Source organism: Fluviicoccus keumensis, from assembly GCF_004217445.1.
Classification (GTDB): Bacteria; Pseudomonadota; Gammaproteobacteria; order Pseudomonadales; family Moraxellaceae; genus Fluviicoccus; species Fluviicoccus keumensis.
Window position 1 is genome coordinate 16,066 of record NZ_SHKX01000003.1, and the last position, 20,771, is coordinate 36,836.

Consider the following 20,771-nt stretch of genomic DNA (forward strand, 5'->3'; position numbering starts at 1 on the left):
ATGCCGATACCTGAAATTGACGCCGGGAGGCCTCCATGCACGAGCATGACCACGAACATCCTCATGATCACGCCAATCACACACAGGCACCTGAACACCACCATAATCCGGCAGGGGCGCTGAAAGACCCGGTCTGCGGGATGACCGTCACACCGGCCTCCCCGCACCACCTGGAGCACGACCGCGCCACCTACTTCTTTTGCAGCGCCAAATGCCTCAACAAGTTCCGGCTGGAACCGGCGCGTTACCTTGCACCACCGTCACCCGTACCGGTGACGCCGACCGAGGGCGGCACCGAATACACTTGTCCGATGCACCCCGAGGTGCGGCAGCTTGGCCCCGGCAACTGCCCAAAATGCGGCATGGCGCTGGAGCCGGTGCTGCCCGATCTGGAGGAAAAGGAAAATCCGGAACTGGTCGATTTCCGCCGCCGGTTTTGGGGCAGCTTGCCCTTAACCCTCGTCGTCTTCGTGCTGGCCATGTTCGGACACCGCTTTCACTGGTTCGGGATGGGCGTGCAAAGCTGGATCGAACTGCTGGTCTCGACACCGGTGGTGTTGTGGGCCGGGTGGCCATTCTATGTCCGTGGCTGGCAGTCGGTAGTGAACCGCAGCCCCAACATGTGGACGCTGATCGGCCTCGGTACCGGTGCGGCGTATGTATACAGCGTGGTGGCCACACTGATCCCGCAGGCCTTTCCGGAGTCCTTCATCTCGATGGGCCGGGTGGCCGTGTATTTCGAGGCGGCTGCCGTCATCATTTCACTGACCCTGCTCGGGCAGTTGATGGAGTTGCAGGCGCGCTCCCAGACGTCGGCCGCCATTAAATCCCTGCTGGGGCTGGCTCCGAAAACTGCTCGCCGCCTTCATGACGACGGGACGGAAGAAGATGTGCCATTGACCCATGTCCATGTTGGCGACCGGTTGCGGGTGCGACCGGGCGAAAAAGTGCCTGTGGACGGCGTGGTGCTGGAAGGCAGCAGCGCCGTGGATGAGTCCATGCTCACCGGTGAACCGGTGCCCGTCATGAAGCGTCCGGGAGACAAGGTCATCGGTGCAACGATGAATACCAACGGCGCACTGGTTATGCGCTCCGAACGGGTCGGCGCGGGCACCATGCTTTCACAGATCGTCACCATGGTGATGCAGGCGCAGCGCTCTCGCGCGCCGATGCAGCGCATGGCCGACCAAGTGGCCGGCTATTTCGTGATGACCGTGATCGGGATAGCCACTCTGACTTTCCTCGGCTGGGGTCTGTTGGCCGGGAACTGGGTCTATGGCCTGATCAACGCCGTCGCAGTGCTGATCATCGCCTGTCCCTGCGCGCTGGGATTAGCCACCCCGATGTCGATCATGGTCGCCACCGGCGCTGGCGCGAAGCGGGGAGTCCTGTTCCGGGATGCGGCCGCGATCGAGAATCTGCGCAAGATTGATACCCTGATCGTGGACAAGACCGGGACGCTGACCGAAGGCAAGCCCGCCTTCGACCGGATCGTGGCCGCACCCGGATTCTCCGAAAACGAGGTGCTTCGCCTAGCCGCCAGCCTCGATCAGGGCAGCGAGCACCCGCTGGCAGCCGCCGTGGTCGCGGAGGCCAAGCGCCGGGATATTCCCTTGGCCAAGGCGGACAACTTTGAATCCGGCACCGGCATCGGCGTGCGCGGGGTAGTGGACGGCAAAGCGCTGGCGCTGGGCAACACCACCCTGATGGATCAATTAGCCGTTACAACCGATAGCTTGCGAGCAGAGGCAGAACGACTGCGCCTCACCGGCGCCAGCGTCATGCATCTGGCGGTTGAGGGACGCCTGGCCGGGCTGCTGGCCGTCTCGGACCCGATCAAGGCCACTACGCCGGAAGCGCTGCACGCCCTGCGTGACATGGGTATCCGGGTCGTTATGGCCACCGGCGACGGGCTGACTACCGCCAAAGCTGTAGGCATAACGCTAGGATTGGATGAGGTGCATGGCGAGGTCAAGCCCGCCGACAAGCTGGCGCTGGTGGAGCGCCTGCAACGTGAAGGCCGCAAGGTGGCAATGGCGGGCGACGGGATCAACGATGCTCCGGCACTGGCCAAGGCCGATGTCGGCATCGCCATGGGCACCGGCACCGACGTGGCGATGAATAGCGCCCAGGTGACACTGGTCAAAGGGGATTTGCGCGGCATTGCCGTCGCGCGGGCGGTTTCACTGGCCACCGTGGCGAACATGAAGCAGAATCTGGCTTTCGCTTTTGTCTACAATGCGCTGGGAGTGCCGATAGCGGCCGGAGTTATGTACCCACTGACCGGCTGGCTGCTGTCGCCGATGATCGCGGCGCTGGCGATGAGCCTGAGTTCGGTGTCGGTGGTTTTCAACGCGCTACGGCTGCGGCAAGCATCACTGCCAGGAGATATGGAGCGGCTCCCGGTGACGGCCGCAATCAATACAAAGAAACGGGGCTGTTGCTAACTACGTTCGTGAACCCCTACCGCTTCGAGGACAAGCATGAGCACTTCGCCGTCCAGTACCACGCTGACGCCCCTGATCGAACGTTGGCGATCTGATCCAGGCGGCACCTATCAGACGTGGTTCCTGTGGGAAGAGCGCCTGAAGAACTTCCGTTCCATCCGGCGTGGCTTGCAAACGGTGATCGCGGAAATTGAGGCTGGAACCTTCGGCTGCCAATATCGGGGATCCACCTTGGAAACAGTCGTCAGCTCCATCGCGGAGCAACGCCAGATTTTCAAGGGCGCTGATCACGCCTTCTTGTGGAAACCCAAGCTACGCATCCCCGATATCTATGAAAGCCCCGATAACCAGAAGGCATTCGGCCGCTTCCTGAATCAGTGTTTTTGTTGCAACAGTGATCAGGCACTGATTGATGCCATTCACCAGCTCGACCAGCATCAGATCAAGGGATTGGGCCCGGCAGCGGCCAACCTGCTTTACTTTCTACATCCGACCCGGGTCCCCCCTTTCAATACCGCCATCGTCAGGGGCTATAACCTAGTCACCGGTGGCAAGGTCAAGTTGGGAAAATGGCCGGACTATCTGGTCATGCGGCGTGGGATGCAGCAGTTGCAACTGACCTATCGGGGGTTGTTCTCGAATGACTTCGGCGCTGTTGCCGGCTTCCTTTTTGACATGGGCAACCAGCGTTACCCGGCCCCCCCGTTGGACAATGATGCCGAGGCGTTGGCGCGCTTCCGTGCCGAATTGGCGAACATCCGTGAAGAGAACGCCCAGACCGCCAAGGCTCTGTCAGCCGCTCGCGAATCCGACCATACCCATACTGAGATCCAAGGTTGGCTACGTGACTTGGGCATCGCGCTGGGCTATCGGATCTGGATTGCCAGCAATGACCGTGGACGGGCCTTTGCTGGCGGACGCCTCGGCGATGGCTGCCTGGAGCGCCTGCCGCTCTCACTCGAGACGTTACCGTCTCAGGACACCATCCGTCTGATTGATATTCTGTGGCTGGATGTACAAGGTGGCGTTGTGGCCGCGTTCGAGGTTGAGCACAGCACCAGTATTTATTCCGGCATCGTACGCATGCTTGATCTAGCCTTGGCCGCTCCGGAGCATTTGGCCAGCACCTATTTCCTGGTCGCTCCTGACAATCGGGAACAGGATGTTCGCGACCAATTTGCCCGTCCCGCATTTTCACGGGTGCGCGAGCTGTCATTACGGTTTCTGTCCTATAGCGAGCTACGGCAACATCGAGAAGCCATTGCACGGTTCGGTTCCGGACTCAAAGGAGTCATGGCCATTGCCCGCCAGCTCTAGACCTCGCCAGACGCATCAAGTGACAGATCCACACTCTCAAACTCGCTCGGGATTTCAGCCTGCCAACCCAGACGTTCCGCCAGATAATCCTTCAATGCCAATGCGGCCTGCGGCTCTCCATGCGTCAGGAAAACCCGGCGCGGAGCCTTAGGCAAGGCCGACAACCAATCTCCCAGCTCCCGATAATCTGCGTGTCCTGACAGCGCGTCCAACCGCTCTACCTGACAGCGGATTTCGATTTCACGGCCAAATAACCGTAGCCGATGCTCACCATCCAGCAATTTCCGGCCGCGTGTTCCGGCCGCCTGATATCCGGAAACCAGCAAACAGTTATCCGGATTGCCGCCAAAGGACTCCAGGTGATGCAGAATACGCCCGCCGGTCAGCATGCCCGCCCCGGCAATAATGATTTTTGGTCGGGGATCACGAGACAGTTTCCGCGATATTTCACTGTCAGGCACATAAGTGGCGATGCCGCAGAGGGTGTGGCACTGTTTCGGATCGAGACGGTGTTCCGGCTGATAGCGGCACAGGATATGGCTGATGTTGATGGCCATCGGGCTGTCCAGATAAATGGGCAACTCCGGAATAGCGCCCTGACCCTGCAACTCGGCCAGCAATTGCAGCAGGGTTTGGGCGCGGCCAACCGCGAAAGCAGGGATCAGCAAGGTTCCGCCCCTGGACGCCGTTTCCACGACAATGCGGGCTAACTCACGCGACGCTTCGACCGGTGCGTGCAAACGGTCGCCGTAGGTGGATTCCAGCACCAGGAAGTCCGTGGATGGCAAGGGCTGAGGCGGCTTCATGAGCGGATCATCGGGTCGCCCGACATCACCGCTGAACACCAGCGACTTGCCGTCGGCCTCTATACGGACACAGGCGGCTCCCAGGATGTGCCCGGCTGGCAGGAAAGTAACGGTCAGATCACCGAGCCGGAAGCCCTCATTGGCTATCTTTGGCTGGAACAATCGCAATACCGCCTCCACTTCCCGGACGCCGTACAACGGCTCCGCCGGATCATGCCGGGAGTAACGTCCGCGGTTTGCCCGCTCTGCCTCCGCCTCCTGCAGGTGGGCGCTGTCGTAGAGCAAGATGCCCGCGACTTCGTGTGTGGCCGGGGTAGTGTATACCCCCCCCCGGAAACCCTCCCGGTAGAGACGGGGCAAATAGCCGGAGTGGTCCAGATGCGCATGTGTGAGGATCACAGCGTCCAGGGACGATGCAGGAACCGGGAATTGGCGCCAGTTTCGTTGGCGAAGCTCCTTGAGCCCCTGGAATAGCCCGCAGTCCACCAGAATTCGCTGTTGCCTGTATTGCTCTAACGCTGGGCACGAATCATCCCTTCATGCACCCAGGCCGCATCCACCAGCCCGGCCTGTTTCAGCTCCTCACAAGACTCCCGAACCATTTCAGCCCACTTCTTCGGGCGATTGCACAACGAAGCACACATCCGGTTGAATGTATCCAGCGCCAGCGGGTAAGGCTCTTTATGTGATGCGAGGTAATCATAAAGCCGCCGGGAAACAGGCGACAGCTTACGGTACTTGGTCCACACCACTTGGGTATAGTGATGCCCGGCGAAGAGATAGACCATTTCCCCATCAATTTCAACCTCACAACGCGCCCCGCGCGACCCACGCCCTACCATCCGATAACGCTTGATCATCGACAGGGACTCCAGACTGCCCAAGCGCTTGGACACGAACTTGATTGCGCTCGCCTGCAGGCGATCCAGGCACTCCTCGGCACGTTGGTAGTAGCGGCCGTTGATCGGCCAATCCAGATCCGTGCATAGCTGATAAAGCGTGAAGGAGACCGGTTGCCCCAATGGAAAATGCTTGGCGTACTCTAAGACCTGCTGCCAGACCAGCTCATCATCATCGGCCCGCAGCTCGATACCGGTGTAGTAAATCTGCACATCCTGACTGGTGTGAAAGACTTCATGCCCCATCATCGCCTCGCGGGGCGTCTTCTTGTTCCGCACCGTGAACAAAGCCGAGCGAGCATAATCATTAGGAATAGCCCGCATTTCAGCCGGCCATAATGGCAACTGGAGAACTTTCTCCGAATCATTACCCGGCGATTTAATCAGGGCACGGCGCTGCATGGCCTCAACCGTGGCCACCAGATTCCCTTTATCTTTTTTTGCCGCTGCCATAATAATCCCTCACCACAACTATTATTCCCAACGGCCAGGAGATTGCTGCCTGACATGGAAAATACGCAGTATCTGTAACTCATCCCCGACCACGCGATAGGGGATTATGTACGGATACCCAATAACGCCGATTTCACGGACTCCCGCCACTCGACCAGTTTTCCCTATCGCAGGGAGGTTACTGATCTTATCCACGGTATCCTGCACTGAAATAACAAAAACCCGAGCCGATTGTGGATTATCCTTGGCAATCCATTCGGCCGCCTGATCCAGATTCTGGACCGCGATACGCAGCCATTTAACCCGCATGGCCAGCCCACTTGCGGATCACCCCTGAGGCATCATCCTCGGCCGCAAAATCACCCGCGTCAGCCTCCTGCAAGGCATTCTGGATTTCCTGAACTTGCCAGGCCTGTTCACGCACATAGGCCTGAATCGCTTCAACAGCGACGAAGGAACGGCTACGGCCCATCGCCTTGGCCAGCAGCTCCAGCTGCTCGGCCAGCGATTCGGGCATCCGCATGGAAATGGTCGTGGACATCACACACCCTTCTTGCATTGTGTACACATGATTGCATTGTATCACAAGAGCATGAAGACGTACTGAAATTGAACAGTCAATCTATCACGCCGCCTCATCCGCAACCACCGCCGGACGGGTAGAGCGGGCCTTGGTCTTAGCCGCCGGATTCGGCAAACGCCGCACATAGGGGAGGAAGGTGGGCAACTCCTGCATCGGCTCCTTGCGCAGCTTCCCCCATTCCAGACGCAGCCAACGGGCCAGCATCCCCACCTGACGCCGCACCAGCCGAAATCCAGGGCTTTGATAGAGGGAGGCTACCGCTACCCCATAGAGCAGATCGTTACGCGCCAGAATCGCATTCCGGAGGCGCTTCTGATGGAAGGAATAAGTCGCTTGGGACATGCGCCAGGACCAACTCACGCCGTCGTGAACCAGCTCGTAATCGGGAAGCCGGATACGGTTGGCCTTGTCGCGGAGATCAAGCAAGGTTTCATAGTCATGCACCCGGCCCTTACCCTCGGTGGCGAGCAACCAGAACCTTGCCTTGTCGCTGTCTTCGGGCGTCCAAACCAATAACTGGGTGACAGCCTCGCCGCTGCGCTTGCGGCGGGCACGCTGAAACTTGCTCAGTTCGGTATCGTACTGTTGGGCAAATTTTCGGCTGAGGCTGTTCAGCTTGTCGAGGCCGACTTCCCCCTGGAAGTAGTAACGGTAGTCGAGACGGGCGTAGTCCTGAAGGCGTTGCATCAGGAGGATCTTGCTTTCGCAGGTCAGCATGGGGAGGCGCATCCATTCGTGAAACGGGAGCGAATCCTAGCCGACAGACCGCAACCAAATAAAGCAGAGCTGTATTTTTTAAAGGCATTCAGCTTCTTAAATTGGATTGTTTGTGCAGGGAATGAGCTTCTGAATAATAAGAGATTCCTGCAGGCCTTGAGGCCTGCTCTGTGACCTGCGAAAATTTTCGGGACGCCGGAGTTCCGGGTGTCAGCCACGTGTGACAGCGGGGTTGCCACCCCCGCTGCGTCCTCCCACCGACCAGGAACTCCCGATCGCCAATCGGGAGCCAGACTGGTGAAGCCGTATGCCCGTAATGGGGCTGGTACGGCTACGACGGGCGCTAGGAGCTGTGATGCTCCTTTCGACCCAATCCGCCTTCGGGCGAGGCAATTCATGAGTCATGAATCACGATGTGAGATTCATGACTCATGCTTCAGGATGTTGAGTTTGGGCGACGCGGACACGGGAGCCTGGGTAACCAGGCCACACCCTGTTTCCGGTGAGAATCGGTAATCAGTCCGATCCAGGGGCGGCAGGAGACTGTCGAACCTGTGCCACGCAGGTGGGCTGCTGAGGGCGTGGAAACACGTCAGGGGTCTGAGGAGAAATCTGGAGGACTCGGTACCTGGGGGCGCAAGCCGCCAGGATCGCTGTACAGCTTAAGCCTGTAATTGCGCCCGCAGAGGGTGCATCGTGGGGAACATGAGCCAGTCCTATGACTGAAGTTCGATGATCCGATGTGTTGGTAAGCGACTTGCTTTGGAATCTCGGAGCGCTGAAAACCTGCCTTGCAGGTGAGGCCGATGGCCAAGACACATTAGGGGAGAGCGCTGGCGTTCTGTTCAATGAGACACCGGAAAATAACGTGGGAACCGCTGACGGCCAATTGAGACGGGTGGCACCGTCGAGGCGCAAGCGGGGGAGATTCGATGAGTAGGGGCGAAAGGGGTCAGGCGATTCAGTCGAAGCCTGGTCACGAGCCGAACGTACTTTGTGCGGTCGGTATGTACCCGAAAGTCGGAACCAGTTGTTGGTTGGTGGGAAGACGTAGTGTGTGTGCGGCAGGGGTGGCACCCTGCTCGCTTTGTTCTCTGCTTTTGCGGAAATCAGGCAATCACACGCCGAAAAGTTGTGGTAGAAATAAACCAAACCCTGTCCGGAGGGGTGGCGATCTTATGATCGGCCGGACCACGGTGAACGCTACGTTTGTGGCTGAATCCGTGAAAACACTCCTAACTCAAGCCCCCCTCCATTGGAGGGGGGTTTCCTAATATTTTTTCGTTCTAGACCGGATGGATCGGTTTAGCACGCTAAAATAAGGTATGGCATGAAGAGGAGATTCCTGATGACCATTCCTTATTTTGACCTTCATAGAGGTCATGACGTAAAAATTGGCCGATTTTCTTACAGTGGAAAATCTTATGATTCTGTCATTCATGAAAATGATGACGGGAGCATTGTTTATATAACATCAATCGAAGGAACGATTTTTATCCCTAAAATAGCACACAGCATTGAAAATGCTGTTTCGAAATCAAATAGATGGCTTCGAGATATAATTGGGGTTCCCTGTCAATTAGACTGGTAATATAAACCATGAGGCGATGGCATGGACGCCATCTGCCATCTATTCCCAACCTTCATTAACAGGTTTCACCAGACTGAAAATGCCTCAACAGACGCTTTCCAAAATGCTGAGTTCGACCTAAACACAGAACATCCCCCCAGACATCCTGCCGGAATCTTCACTTTATCTTGAAAATTGGTCCTTTGCGTGTCTTACTTTGCGATACGGGATAAGTGACAAAATTTGATGCCAACTCCGAGTTTGCTCCGCTTGTCACGCAACCGAACGTTTATGTGACATCCATCCAGAGGGAAAAATGCTCATCGGCTACATGCGCGTGTCCAAGACGGACGGCAGCCAGTCCACAGACCTCCAGCGCGATGCGCTCATCGCCGCCGGGGTCGATCCGGCCCACCTTTACGAAGACCAGGCCTCCGGCAAGAAGGATGACCGGCCCGGCCTGGCCGCCTGCATCAAAGCGTTACGCGAGGGAGACACCCTGCTGGTCTGGAAACTGGACCGGTTGGGTAGGGACCTGCGTCACCTGGTGAACACCGTGCATGACCTGACCGCCCGGGGCGTTGGCCTGAAGGTGCTGACCGGTCAGGGCGCGGCGGTGGACACGACGACGGCCGCCGGCAAGCTGGTTTTCGGTATCTTCGCGGCGCTGGCCGACTTCGAGCGAGAACTGATTTCGGAGCGGACCAAAGCCGGTATGGCATCGGCGCGGGCGCGGGGACGCATGGGCGGCCGGAAGTTCAAGATGACTGCGGCCAAGCTGCGTCTGGCGATGGCGGCAATGGGTCAACCGGAAACCCGCGTCGGGGACCTCTGCGTAGAGCTTGGGATCACACGGCAAACCCTGTACCGCCATGTCTCACCCAAAGGGGAGTTGCGGTCGGATGGGTTGAAGCTGCTGGGTAAAACAACCTGATATAGACTCTTTGTCTTGTAACCCGTACCACAAACATCGAATGCTAGAGTCCTGCCGCATGAAAACCCTGCTGCTGTATATCGCCACCGCGCTCGCCGAAATTGTCGGCTGTTACCTGCCCTGGTTGTGGCTAAAGGGCGGCAAACCGGTCTGGTTGCTGGCACCCGCCGTATTGAGTCTGGCGTTGTTCGCCTGGTTGTTGACCCTGCACGAAGCCGCTGCCGGGCGCGTCTATGCCGCTTATGGCGGGGTCTATATCGCCGTTGCCATTCTCTGGCTGTGGGGTGTGGACGGCATCCGACCGAACGTCTGGGACCTGACCGGCGTTGTCGTGGCGCTATCCGGCATGGCGATCATTGCCTTTCAGCCACGATAGCCTATGGCATCTGCGCATTTCGCCGGATCTCGCGGGGCTTGGCGACTCTCCGGGGATAGGGGCGAGGAAATAGATCATCAATTACAAACAAGAACGTTTCTCTTCTACTGATCCTTGCTAGACTGCCCGCCATATCCGGATACCTGAACGCCCCTGCATGTTCCACTTCACCCGCCGACGTCGCCGCCGCTGGTCACTGCCTTTGATCGCAGTGATGCTGTTGCATTGGTGTCTTGGGCTCGGGGTGGCCATGGCCGATGTGCTGTGCCTGGAACCGGACGGCAAGGCGGTGCTGGAACTGAATGGGAAGCCTTGCCTGGACGCACCCGCCGAAAAGGCGACCGGGCAGCTGTGTGTGGATCTGGCGCTGGATGACGGTCACGCCACGGATGAGCCCGCGCCCGCCAAGAATGTGCAACCCCTGATGTTCCCGGCCTTGCTGCCGGTGCTGTCGTTCCTGCCGTTGTTCGAACCGCCGCCCCTGGCGACCAGTCCGGCCCCACCTCCTCCATCTCCCAACAGTCACCCCGTCGCCCTGCGCGCGATGACAGTCCTGCTCATTTAAATCGCTCACCACTCCATAAGGCTCGGCCTTTGCGGCCGGTTTTCCCCTGTCTGGATTCGGGCGATCTGTTTCTCTTTCCGGCCTGCCGCCGGCGGATCGCTCCGTAAGGAGTGTTTCATGGTATTCCGTCTTTCCTGTGTGGCCGCCGCGCTCTGCGCCGTGCTCACCGGCCCCGTCCTGGCCGCTGACGCCTTTGCCGTCAGCCCCCAACAGATCCAGAACCTGGGCATCCGCCTGTTACCGCTGGCCCCGTCACCGTCCGGGGCGCTGTCCGTCAGCTACCCGGCGCGGGTGGTGCTCTCTCCCGATCAGGAACAGGTGGTCAGCAGTCCGCTGGCGGCGCTGGTGACCCGTGTCCAGGTACAAGACGGTCAACCGGTCAAGGCCGGTCAGCCGTTGCTGATCTTGCAAAGCCCGGAGCTGTCCACACTGCAACTGGCGCTGGTGCAGGCCGTCAGCCGCTCCCGGTTGGCCGGGGCAGCCTGGCAGCGCGAGAAGGAGCTGTTTGACACCGGCATCACGCCGCAGCGCCGCCTGCTGGAGGCGGAGGCGGCCAGGCAGGAGGCGCAGGCCGGGCTGATGCAGGCCAGGACCGCGTTGCAACTGGCCGGGATGGCCGAAGGTGCAATTCGGCGTCTGGAGTCCGGAGCGGCACCCGCGCCGGAACTGGTCATCGGCGCCCCGGCGGCCGGGGTGGTCACCGGCATGGCTATCCGGCCAGGCCAGCGCGTGCAGGCGGCGGAAGCACTGCTGCATTTGGTGCGGCCGACACCCGTGTGGGTCGAAATCCAGTTACCGCTGGCCGTGGCCGGTCGCTACAAGCCGGGCATGGCGGTGCAGGTCGGCGCGCAATCGGCAACACTGGTCAGCATCAGCCCGGTGGCGGGCGGTGGCCAGAGCGTCAGCGCCCGCGCCCGTCTGAATGCCGGCCCGGCCACCCCGCTGTTGCCGGGTACGGCGCTGGAAGCCCGGTTGCCCTCCACCGGCGGAGCCTGGCGCTTGCCGCAGGCCGCCGTGACCCGCCAGGGGGCGCAGGCTTATGTCTTTGTCCGCAGCCGTAACGGGTTCACGGCCCGGCCGGTGACGGTCAGCGTGGCGGCCGGGGATCAGGTGCGGGTCGAAGGCCCCTTGCAGGCCGGGGATCAGGTCGCCGTCAGCAACATCATCGCGCTCAAGGGTGTGTGGCTGGGCGAGAGCGGCATGGAGGCCGAGTAAATGCTGACCCGTCTCCTGCAATTCTCGTTGTCGCAGCGGCTGTTCATGCTGTTGCTGGTGGTCGTGGTTGCCGCCGGTGGCTGGCTGTCGTTCACCAAACTGCCGATTGATGCCTTTCCGGAGGTGTCGCCGGTGCAGGTCAAAATCGTGTTCAAGGCCCCCGGCATGACGCCGGAAGAAGTCGAATCACGGATTGCCGTGCCGATTGAGGTGGAAATGCTCGGCATTCCCCATCAGGAGGCGCTGCGCTCCACCAACAAGTACGGCATCGCCGACATCACTCTCAAGTTTGCCGACGGCACCGATATTTATTGGGCGCGGCAACAGGTAGCCGAGCGGCTGAACAACATCATGGGCGACCTGCCGGCAGGCCTGACTGGCGGCATGGCCCCGATCACCACGCCGCTGGGCGAAATTTTCCAGTTCACCCTCGAAAGTGACACGCTGTCGCTGATGGAGAAGCGCGACCTGCTGGACTGGGTGATCCGCCCCGCCCTGCGCACCGTGCCCGGTGTGGCGGATGTCAACGCGCTGGGCGGCGAGGCCCGTGCCTTGGAAGTGGTGCCGGACCTGCTGAAGCTGGCCGCCAACGAGGTGACGCTGGAAGAGTTGCGGCAGGTGATTGCCGCCAACAACAGCAACGACGGCGCCGGACGGCTGGATGAGGGCGGCGAATCGCTGCTGGTGCGGGAGGAAGGCCGCATCCGCACCCCGGACGACCTGCGCGCCATTGTCGTGGCCATGCGCGACGGCGCAGTGGTGCGGCTGGGCGATGTCGCCGAGGTGCGCACCGGCGCGCTCACCCGTTACGGGGCAGTGACCCGCAATGGTCAGGGCGAAGCCGTTGAAGGCCTGGTCCTGAGTCTTGCCGGGGCCAATGCCCGCGAGGTGGTCTCCGGGGTGAAGGTACGGCTGGCGGAGATACAACCCAGCCTGCCCGCCGGCACCAGACTGCATGTGTTCTATGATCGCGCCCATCTGGTCGACAAGGCGGTGGGGACGGTATCCAAGGCCCTGCTGGAGGCGACCGCGCTGGTGCTGGTGCTGCTGGGGCTGTTTCTCGGCAATGCCCGTGCCGCCATCACCGTGGCGGTGATCCTGCCGCTGTCGGCGCTGGTCACTTTCATCCTGATGCACCAGTTCGGTATGTCCGCCAACCTGATGAGCCTGGGCGGCCTTGCCATCGCCATCGGCATGCTGGTGGACGCCGCCGTAGTGGTGGTCGAGAACGTGGTCCAGCATCTGGCACATGACCCGAGCAAGGGCCGTCTGCCGCTGCTGCACTTGGTCAACCGCGCGGTGCGCGAGGTGGCGACGCCGGTGACGGCGGGCATCCTGATCATCATCACCGTCTTCCTGCCGCTGCTCACGCTGCAAGGGCTGGAAGGCAAGTTGTTCGTGCCGGTGGCGCTGACCATCATCTTCGCGCTGGCCGGGTCGCTGCTGCTGTCGCTGACGGTGATCCCGGTGCTGGCCTCCTTCCTGCTGCGCGGCAACGACCACGCCGACCCCTGGCTGCCGCGCCAGCTGCTGCGCCTGTACACGCCGCTGCTGGCCGCCAGCCTGCGCCGTCCCGCGCCGGTCATTATCGGGGCCTTGGTCCTGCTGGCCGGAGCCGGGGTGGTCTATACGCAGGTCGGCAAGACTTTCATGCCGACGATGGACGAGGGCAACATCCTGATCGGCATCGAGAAGCAGCCCACGGTCAGTCTGGCCCAGACACTGGAACTGGACAACCGGGTGCAGCAGGCGCTGCTGAAATCCGTCCCGGAAATCACCGGCATCGTGGCGCGGGCGGGTTCCGATGAAATCGGCCTTGACCCGATGGGCATCAATCAGACGGATACCTTCCTCGAACTCAAGCCCGCCAACGAGTGGCGGACGCCGAATGACAAGGAGGCCTTGCTCGACCGCCTGCGCGAGGTCATGGAAGGCTTCCCCGGTCTGGTGTTCAGCTTCTCGCAACCGATCGAAATGCGGGTGAATGAAATGATCATCGGCGTGCGCGGTGACCTGGCGCTGAAGGTGTTTGGTCCGGACCTGAATACCCTGAACGAACTGGCTGAACGGATGGAGCAAGTGCTGAAGAAGGTGCCCGGCTCGCAGGATGTCTACACCGTGCAGAACGGCGGCGTACAGTACCTGCGGCTGCAAGTAGACCGGCTGGCGGCGGGTCGTTTCGGCCTGAACGTCAGCGATGTGCAGGATGCGCTACGCCTGCAGGTGGAAGGGGAAAAGGCCGGGACCGTGGTGGATGGCAACCGCCGGGTGCCGATCCTGGTGCGCGGCCCGGCCGATATCCGGGTGTCGCCGGAAGCCTTCGCCAACCTCAATGTCCTGGCTCCGGACGGCCGCAGCGTACCGCTGCCGGCAATTGCCAGTCTGGCGCGTGAGGAAGGCCCGGTGAAAGTGGAACGCGAAGCGGGCAGCCGCTACAGCGTGGTGATCGCCAACGTCAGCGGCCGCGACCTGGTGGGATTTGTGGACGAGGCCAAGGCCAAAATCACCCGCGAGGTCAAACTGCCGCCGGGCTACCACCTGGCCTGGGGCGGCCAGTTCGAGAACCAGCAGCGGGCGGCGCAACGCCTGGCCATCGTCATTCCGGTGGCGCTGGGACTGATCTTCCTGCTGCTGTTCTCGACCTTCGGTTCGGTGCGGCAGGCGCTGCTGGTGCTTAGCAACATCCCCTTTGCGCTGGTGGGCGGCATCGTCGCCCTGTGGGTCAGCGGCGAATACCTGTCAGTGCCGGCGTCGGTGGGTTTCATCGCGCTGCTCGGCATCGCGGTGCTGAACGGCGTGGTGCTGGTCAGTTACTTCAACCAGCTGCGGACGGAAGGCCTGTCCTTGCAGGACTGCGTCATGGTTGGCTCCCAGCGTCGGCTGCGGCCGGTAATGATGACCGCCTCGATCACCGCCTTCGGCCTGATCCCGCTGCTGTTCGCCAGCGGCCCCGGCTCCGAGATCCAGCGCCCGCTGGCGATTGTCGTCATCGGCGGCCTGATTACAGCCACAGCCCTGACCCTGATTCTGCTTCCCATTCTTTACCGGCGCTTTGCCTTTGCGACGGAGAACCGTACATGACACTTTGCTGCCTGACCCTGCTCTGCCCGCCGGAGCTGGAAGAAAAGATCGTTGACCTGTTGCTGGTGGACGCGGACGCGCCGCTGTTCAGCAGCGCCCCGTCCTTCACCCACGGACTGCATCCGCAGTCCCTCGACCGCCTGGAAAAGGTGCTGGGGCGCGGCCATTCGGTCAGCATCCAGTTGCTGCTCGACCGCACGGCGGCCGATGCCCTGCTGGATCGGTTACGGGCGACCATGGCCGGTACCGGCGTTACCTACTGGATGACCCACGTCCTAGATACGGGAGAACTGTGATGTCCCGAGCTTTCCCGACCACCCTGGGCCTGCTGGCGGCGCTCGCCGCCCCGGCCTTCGCCCTGCCGACCGCCGACACCGTGCGCGGCGTGCTGGCGCAGGATACCGAACTGGCTGCCGCACTAGCCCGGCAGCAGGCGGCCGACAGCGCCGCCGCCGTGCTGACGGCGTCACCCTACGAATGGACCGCCAACCTCAGCGCCCAGCAGCGCCGCACCCAGGGCGCGGCCAACTCCCAAGAATGGAATGCCGCGCTGGAACATGGCCTGCGGCTGCCGGGCAAGGCCCGACTCGATCGGCAACAGGCGGAACTGACCCGGCAAGCGGCCGCCCTGGAGGTGGCCAAAACCCGGCAGGAATCGGCCCGCGAGTTGCTGGATCATTGGCTGGCTTGGGCGCAGGCCAAGGAGCGGCGCACCCTGCTGGAACAGCAACGGATACTGAGCGAGGCCAACCTCGCCGGAGTGCGCCAACGCATCCGCAGCGGTGACGGCGCGGTGCAGGAGGAAACCCTGGCCGTCGCGGAGCTGGCCGGACTGGCCGGTCAGCTGGCCGCCGCACAACTGACTGAACAGCAGGCCGAAGCCGGTCTGCGCAGCCGCTTTCCAGGTCTGGCGCTGACCGACGCCACCCTGCCACCGCCGTCTGCCCCCACGGGTGACGCGGCCAGCTGGCGGCAACGGCTGCTGACCGACAACCCGCGTCTGGCGCTGGCCCGCTTGCAGGCGCAGCAGTTGCGGGTGCAGGCGGAACGGCAGGCGCAGGAGCGTACCCCCGACCCGACCGTGGGCGTGTTCACCGCCTCGGAAGCGCATAACACCGACCGCATCATCGGCCTCAGCCTGAGTGTGCCGCTGTCCGGCCAGCGCCGGCAGCAGCAGGCCGCGCAGGCGCAAGCGGACGCCCGCGCCGCTGAACTGACGGCCCAGGGCGAACTGCGGCGGCAGGAATCCGACGCCGCGCTGGCCTGGCTGACCGCCGACAATCAGTGGCGGGTCTGGCAACTGACCGCCGACAGCGCCAAAGCCCAAGCGCTGGCGGCCGAGCGCGGCCAGAAGGGATTCCGGCTGGGGGAAACCGGGGTGGCGGAGCTGCTGCAATTGCGGCGGCAAGCACTGGCGGCGGCGGACGCCGAACTGACGGCGCGGGCAAGCGCCTGGCAGGCGGTGCTGGGGCTGGAGATTGCCGGGATGCGCGGCTGGGCGGCTGGCGGCCAGAGTGAGTTAACTGACAAATAGTAACGGTTATCATTTGCATTTGTGCAATAATGAAAGGGCGATGCCGAACCGGATCGCCCCGCTCCCCCGCTGATCCAGAATCCGGAGATTGCCATGCTGGCTATTTTCATGACGACATTTCGTGAAGGGCTGGAAGCCCTGCTGATTATATCGGTCGCCTTGGCCTTCCTGGGCAAGACCGGCAACCGTTCGCTGACGACGGCCCTGTTTGCGGGCACCGGCACCGCCATCCTGGGATCGGCCGCCCTGGGTGTCTATCTGGCCCGCCACGGCGCTTTCTCCTCGCTATGGGAGGGTTGGCTGGCCCTGGTCGCCTGCGCCCTGATCGTCGGCTGCATCATCCACATGCAGCGCCACGGCAAACAGATGGCCCGGCAAATCCGGGATGAGTTGGCCAAGGCGACCAACCGCCGCCCCCTGTTCATGTGGGGCAGCGTTTTTTTGTTCGCGGTGTTCATGGTCGGTCGTGAAGGGGTGGAAGCAGCCACCCTGATCGCGGCCTTGTCCGGCATGGAGACCGGACGCCAGCTGGCGATATGGGCGACGGCAGGCGTGGGAGCGGCGATCGGGGTGGCCGGTCTCTGGAGCCGTTACGGCCAGCGGGTCAATCTGTCCCTGCTGTTTGCCGTCACCGGTGTCTTTCTGGGCCTGTTCGCGGTCCAGCTGGGGATTTACGCCTTCCACGAGTTCAGCGAGGCCGGGGCTCTGCCGGGACTCGACAACACGTTCTGGCATAACGCGACCGAACCTTACGGACCGGGGGGCGAATATGGTGTCTGGCTGACCTATGCACTGGTGCTGGCGCCAGCCTCTCTCCTGATCGGGGCGGTCCTTTCCCGTCGCTATCCCGCCATAGCCGCCAAATCGGCATCCTGAACCGCGGTTGTCACCGCTCAGCCCAAGTGATGATGGCGGAGCGGGGATGCCTGCGGCTCCCGGTGCGTCAGCGCCTGCAGGATGGCGCAGTCTTCGACGGTGCGCCGCGCCTGACAGGATTGGCGCAACGACTGGAGTTGTCCCCGCAGCCGCTCCAGTTCCGCAAGACGCATCTCGACGTGTCGGATATGGTCATCCACCAGCCGGTTAACGACCCCGCAATCGTCCGCAGGATGATCCATCCAGCCCAGTAACTGCCGGATTTCCTCCTGCGCCATGTCCAGCGCCCGGCAGTTGCGGATGAAGCGCAGCCGTTCGATGTGGCCGGGACCGTAGTCTCGGTAATTGCCGTCTGTGCGTAACGGCGCAGACAGTAATCCTTCTTTTTCGTAGTAGCGGATGGTCTCGACGCTGCACTGCGCGGCGCGGGCCAGTTCCCCGATTTTCATGGCGGTGCTCTCACGGCTTGACCCTGAAGCAGCTTCAGGGTGTTTACTGGCAGCATAGCCCAATAGGCGGAGACTTTCATGACCGATCACTCCCATTCTGAGTCCTCTTGCTGCGGAGGCGGTTGTGCATCCCGCTCGCCGCTGGCTCCGCCAAGTTCCCCCTCTCTTCCGGACAGTGCGGGTGCGGGGATTCGCTCCGAGTTCCTGATCCGCCAGATGGATTGCCCGACCGAGGAGGCCCTGATCCGGGGCAAGCTGACCGGGATGACCGGGGTACAGGGTCTCAGCTTCAACCTGATGCAGCGCCTTCTGACCGTGGATCACGAGGCCTCGGCCCTGGACGCCATACAGTCTGCTATCCGCAGCCTGGGCTTCGAGCCGGAAAACCCGGCGGCAGAACGCGACGAGGACGAGGCGGAAACGCCAGCCTCCGTCCTGCCGCTGGCCGTGGCCGGACTGGCGGCGATGGGTGCGGAGGCCGCCGACTGGCTGCACCTGCTGACTCCTTGGCTACCGGCGGCGTTAGCATTGCTGGCCGTCTTCTCCGGCGGCCTGACCACCTATCGCAAGGGCTGGACGGCGCTGGCCAACCGCAAACTCAATATCAATGCCCTGATGAGCATCGCCGTCACCGGCGCTTTCCTGATCGGCCAGTGGCCGGAAGCCGCGATGGTGATGTTCCTGTTCGCCGTGGCCGAACGGATCGAGGCAGCGTCACTCGACCGTGCCCGCAACGCCATCCGGGGCCTGCTGGCGATGACGCCGGACCGGGCGCTCGTGCTACAGCCGGATGGCGGCTGGCTGACCGTCGAGGCGGCCACTGTCCCGGTGGAGGCGCGGGTGCGGGTCAAGCCCGGTGAGCGCGTGCCGCTGGACGGGCAGATACTCAGTGGGCAGTCCGCCCTTGACCAGTCCCCGATTACCGGTGAAAGCGTGCCGGTAGACAAGGGCCCCGGCGATGCGGTGTTCGCGGGCAGCATCAACCAGAGCGGCGAACTGGAATACCGTGTAACGGCGGCCGCCACCGACTCGACGCTGGCGCGCATCATCCGGGCCGTCGAATCCGCCCAGGGTGCCCGTGCGCCCACGCAGCGTTTCGTGGATCGCTTCGCCGAGGTCTATACCCCAACCGTTTTTGCCCTGGCTTTGCTGGTGGCGGTGATTCCGCCGCTGGCCTTCGGCGGCGTCTGGTTCGACTGGATCTACAAGGCGCTGGTGTTGCTGGTGATCGCCTGCCCGTGCGCGCTGGTGATTTCAACGCCGGTCAGCATCGTCAGCGGTCTGGCCGCCGCCGCCCGGCACGGCATCCTGGTCAAGGGCGGCGTCTATCTGGAACAAGGCCATGCCCTGCGCTGGCTGGCGCTGGACAAGACCGGCACCATCACCCACGGCAAGCCCGCCCTGACCGACCGCCAGGTACTGGCCGGGGAAGAAGACGAGGCGCTGCGTATCGCGTACAGCCTGGCGCGGCGCTCTGACCATCCGGTATCGCTGGCCGTGGCCGGGGCGCTGGCTGACACTGGCAGCGCGCCTCTGGATGTGACCGCCTTCAATGCCTTGCCCGGACGCGGCGTTACCGGTCGCATCAATGATCGGACTTACCATCTGGGCAACCATCGGCTGATTGAAGACTTGAAGCTGTGCTCACCGGCCATCGAATCGCATCTGCAAATACTGGAAGCACAAGGCAAGACGACGGTGTTGCTGGCCGGGGAAGACGGTGTACTGGCCTTGTTCGGGGTGGCGGATACCGTCAAGGACAGTAGCCGGGAGGCCATCGCCGACCTGCACCGGCTGGGCGTCAAAACCCTGATGTTGTCCGGCGACAACCCGACCACCGCCCGCTTCATCGCCGACGCCGTGGGCATGGATGAGGCGCGGGGCAACCAGTTGCCGGAGGACAAGGCCGCCGCGATCGCGGCGCTAACCGGTGACGGCGGCCGGGTCGGGATGGTGGGCGACGGCATTAACGACGCGCCGGCGCTGGCGCGGGCCGATATCGGCTTTGCAATGGGCGCGGCGGGCACGGATACCGCCATCGAGACAGCCGATGTCGCGCTGATGGATGACGACCTGCGCAAGATTCCGGTTTTTGTCCGGATATCGCGGGCGACAGCGGTGGTGCTGAAGCAAAACATCACCGTGGCGCTGGGCATCAAGGCGGTGTTTCTGGCGCTGACGCTGTCCGGCCATGGCACGATGTGGATGGCGGTATTCGCGGACATGGGCGCCAGTTTGATCGTGGTTTTTAACGGATTGCGTCTTTTGAGGCTGTGAGGCCTGGTGTGATCCGGAGTCGGGTTCATGCGTGGCTGTCAGTTGGACGGGCATTCATGAGAACAGGGCTGCTGCTTGGCCATTGACACTTTGTAGCCAACGTTTGAAGAGGTAAAGCTCATCAGCTAATTCGTCAGTGGCTTTAACTCGGCCGGATCGCGTGGGCCGAACTTTTCGCATAGAAATCCTGCCAGCCGCTTTGAGACTGGCTGCATCATTATGGGCGCTGCAATCCTCGCCGCAGGTAATCCCCGAGTTCAACTTTGTCGGCCAGGTAATACGGCAAGGTGGAACTGTAGGCCTGCTCTGCGTGCGCCGTGACCTGATCGAAGGAAGCATCGCCCCGTCCAAACCAGGCTAGCGATGCCAGTTCGATCTGGGCTTCGCGAGGCAGTTGCTGGATCCGGCGCAACAGGGTCAAATGGGCCGAAGACAACCCCCGCGTCAGCAGATCGTCCAGTTGTCGTCGATCTTCGGAATCGGGACGAATCTGCCAATCCGGGGCAACGCCGGCAGGTACTGATTTACGGGCGTCCGCCAATAAACAAATGGCTTCAATATCGGCCATTGTCAGGTACTTGAAACGCCGCATATGACGCGAGTTCCTTACACTGGGTTTCTGATGTTAGCGCCCAATCTCCGATCAGGTCACTGTCTTCATATAGTGTAATA

General features: G+C 62.0%; 18 protein-coding genes and 1 pseudogene. 12 read left to right on the forward strand and 7 right to left on the reverse strand.

The window, feature by feature from the left end; translation table 11 throughout:
* Positions 1-35: 35 nt before the first annotated feature.
* Both EV700_RS00640 and EV700_RS00645 read left to right on the forward strand, forming a co-directional pair.
* Positions 36-2,381: pseudogene (locus EV700_RS00640) on the forward strand (heavy metal translocating P-type ATPase); the annotation flags it as partial.
* 102 nt (positions 2,382-2,483) lie between these two features.
* The gene (locus EV700_RS00645) at positions 2,484-3,764 is read left to right on the forward strand and encodes a polysaccharide deacetylase family protein (RefSeq protein WP_130410435.1); all 1,281 of its coding nucleotides are present in this window, start codon (positions 2,484-2,486) and stop codon (positions 3,762-3,764) included.
* Here the strand turns inward: EV700_RS00645 and EV700_RS00650 are convergent.
* From EV700_RS00650 to EV700_RS00670, 5 genes are all read right to left on the reverse strand, one after another.
* Positions 3,761-5,062: an MBL fold metallo-hydrolase RNA specificity domain-containing protein gene (locus tag EV700_RS00650; protein WP_130410436.1), complete on the reverse strand. Its 1,302-nt coding sequence runs from the start codon at positions 5,060-5,062 to the stop codon at positions 3,761-3,763. The two genes, EV700_RS00645 and EV700_RS00650, sit on opposite strands and share 4 nt — an antisense overlap.
* A 20-nt stretch (positions 5,063-5,082) precedes the next feature.
* On the reverse strand, positions 5,083-5,922 hold the full coding sequence (gene trfA, locus EV700_RS00655) for a plasmid replication initiator TrfA (protein WP_130410437.1): 840 nt from the start codon (positions 5,920-5,922) through the stop codon (positions 5,083-5,085).
* A 21-nt stretch (positions 5,923-5,943) separates the two neighbouring features.
* On the reverse strand, positions 5,944-6,231 hold the full coding sequence (locus EV700_RS00660) for a type II toxin-antitoxin system RelE/ParE family toxin (RefSeq protein ID WP_130410438.1): 288 nt from the start codon (positions 6,229-6,231) through the stop codon (positions 5,944-5,946).
* Positions 6,221-6,463: a CopG family ribbon-helix-helix protein gene (locus EV700_RS00665; RefSeq protein WP_130410439.1), complete on the reverse strand. Its 243-nt coding sequence runs from the start codon at positions 6,461-6,463 to the stop codon at positions 6,221-6,223. Before EV700_RS00665 ends, EV700_RS00660 begins: the two co-directional genes overlap by 11 nt.
* Before the next feature lie 84 nt (positions 6,464-6,547).
* A complete protein-coding gene (locus EV700_RS00670; RefSeq protein WP_130410440.1) occupies positions 6,548-7,222 on the reverse strand; it encodes a hypothetical protein in 675 nt (224 codons plus the stop codon).
* Between the two features lie 1,348 nt (positions 7,223-8,570).
* Here EV700_RS00670 and EV700_RS00675 point away from each other — a divergent pair.
* The 9 genes from EV700_RS00675 (at position 8,571) to EV700_RS00715 (ending at position 17,373) form a co-directional block, all read left to right on the forward strand.
* Positions 8,571-8,813 (forward strand): hypothetical protein, encoded by a 243-nt coding sequence (locus tag EV700_RS00675; RefSeq protein WP_130410441.1) that lies wholly within the window; start codon positions 8,571-8,573, stop codon positions 8,811-8,813.
* 295 nt (positions 8,814-9,108) lie between these two features.
* A complete protein-coding gene (locus tag EV700_RS00680) occupies positions 9,109-9,726 on the forward strand; it encodes a recombinase family protein (protein ID WP_130410442.1) in 618 nt (205 codons plus the stop codon).
* Positions 9,727-9,784: 58 nt separating this feature from the next.
* Entirely contained in the window at positions 9,785-10,102 is a 318-nt protein-coding gene (locus EV700_RS00685; RefSeq protein ID WP_130410443.1) for a YnfA family protein, read from the forward strand.
* A 250-nt stretch (positions 10,103-10,352) separates the two neighbouring features.
* Positions 10,353-10,667, forward strand: coding sequence for a hypothetical protein (locus tag EV700_RS00690; protein WP_130410444.1), 315 nt, complete (start codon positions 10,353-10,355; stop codon positions 10,665-10,667).
* A 117-nt stretch (positions 10,668-10,784) separates the two neighbouring features.
* The gene (locus EV700_RS00695) at positions 10,785-11,882 is read left to right on the forward strand and encodes an efflux RND transporter periplasmic adaptor subunit (RefSeq protein ID WP_130410445.1); all 1,098 of its coding nucleotides are present in this window, start codon (positions 10,785-10,787) and stop codon (positions 11,880-11,882) included.
* Entirely contained in the window at positions 11,883-14,963 is a 3,081-nt protein-coding gene (locus tag EV700_RS00700) for an efflux RND transporter permease subunit (RefSeq protein ID WP_130410446.1), read from the forward strand.
* On the forward strand, positions 14,960-15,259 hold the full coding sequence (locus EV700_RS00705; RefSeq protein WP_130410447.1) for a DUF3240 family protein: 300 nt from the start codon (positions 14,960-14,962) through the stop codon (positions 15,257-15,259). Before EV700_RS00700 ends, EV700_RS00705 begins: the two co-directional genes overlap by 4 nt.
* Complete coding sequence (locus EV700_RS00710; protein WP_130410448.1) at positions 15,259-16,497, forward strand: TolC family protein; 1,239 nt, start codon at positions 15,259-15,261, stop codon at positions 16,495-16,497. Before EV700_RS00705 ends, EV700_RS00710 begins: the two co-directional genes overlap by 1 nt.
* A gap of 93 nt (positions 16,498-16,590) precedes the next feature.
* Complete coding sequence (locus EV700_RS00715; protein ID WP_130410449.1) at positions 16,591-17,373, forward strand: FTR1 family iron permease; 783 nt, start codon at positions 16,591-16,593, stop codon at positions 17,371-17,373.
* A 17-nt stretch (positions 17,374-17,390) separates the two neighbouring features.
* On the opposite strand, the gene cadR is transcribed toward EV700_RS00715, so the two are convergent.
* Positions 17,391-17,822, reverse strand: coding sequence for a Cd(II)/Pb(II)-responsive transcriptional regulator (gene cadR / locus EV700_RS00720; RefSeq protein ID WP_130410450.1), 432 nt, complete (start codon positions 17,820-17,822; stop codon positions 17,391-17,393).
* Positions 17,823-17,900: 78 nt separating this feature from the next.
* On the opposite strand from cadR, the gene EV700_RS00725 reads away from it, so the two are divergent.
* A complete protein-coding gene (locus EV700_RS00725) occupies positions 17,901-20,099 on the forward strand; it encodes a heavy metal translocating P-type ATPase (RefSeq protein ID WP_130410451.1) in 2,199 nt (732 codons plus the stop codon).
* Between the two features lie 217 nt (positions 20,100-20,316).
* On the opposite strand, the gene EV700_RS00730 is transcribed toward EV700_RS00725, so the two are convergent.
* Entirely contained in the window at positions 20,317-20,691 is a 375-nt protein-coding gene (locus tag EV700_RS00730) for a DUF3775 domain-containing protein (RefSeq protein WP_130410452.1), read from the reverse strand.
* Between the last annotated feature and the right edge of the window lie 80 nt (positions 20,692-20,771).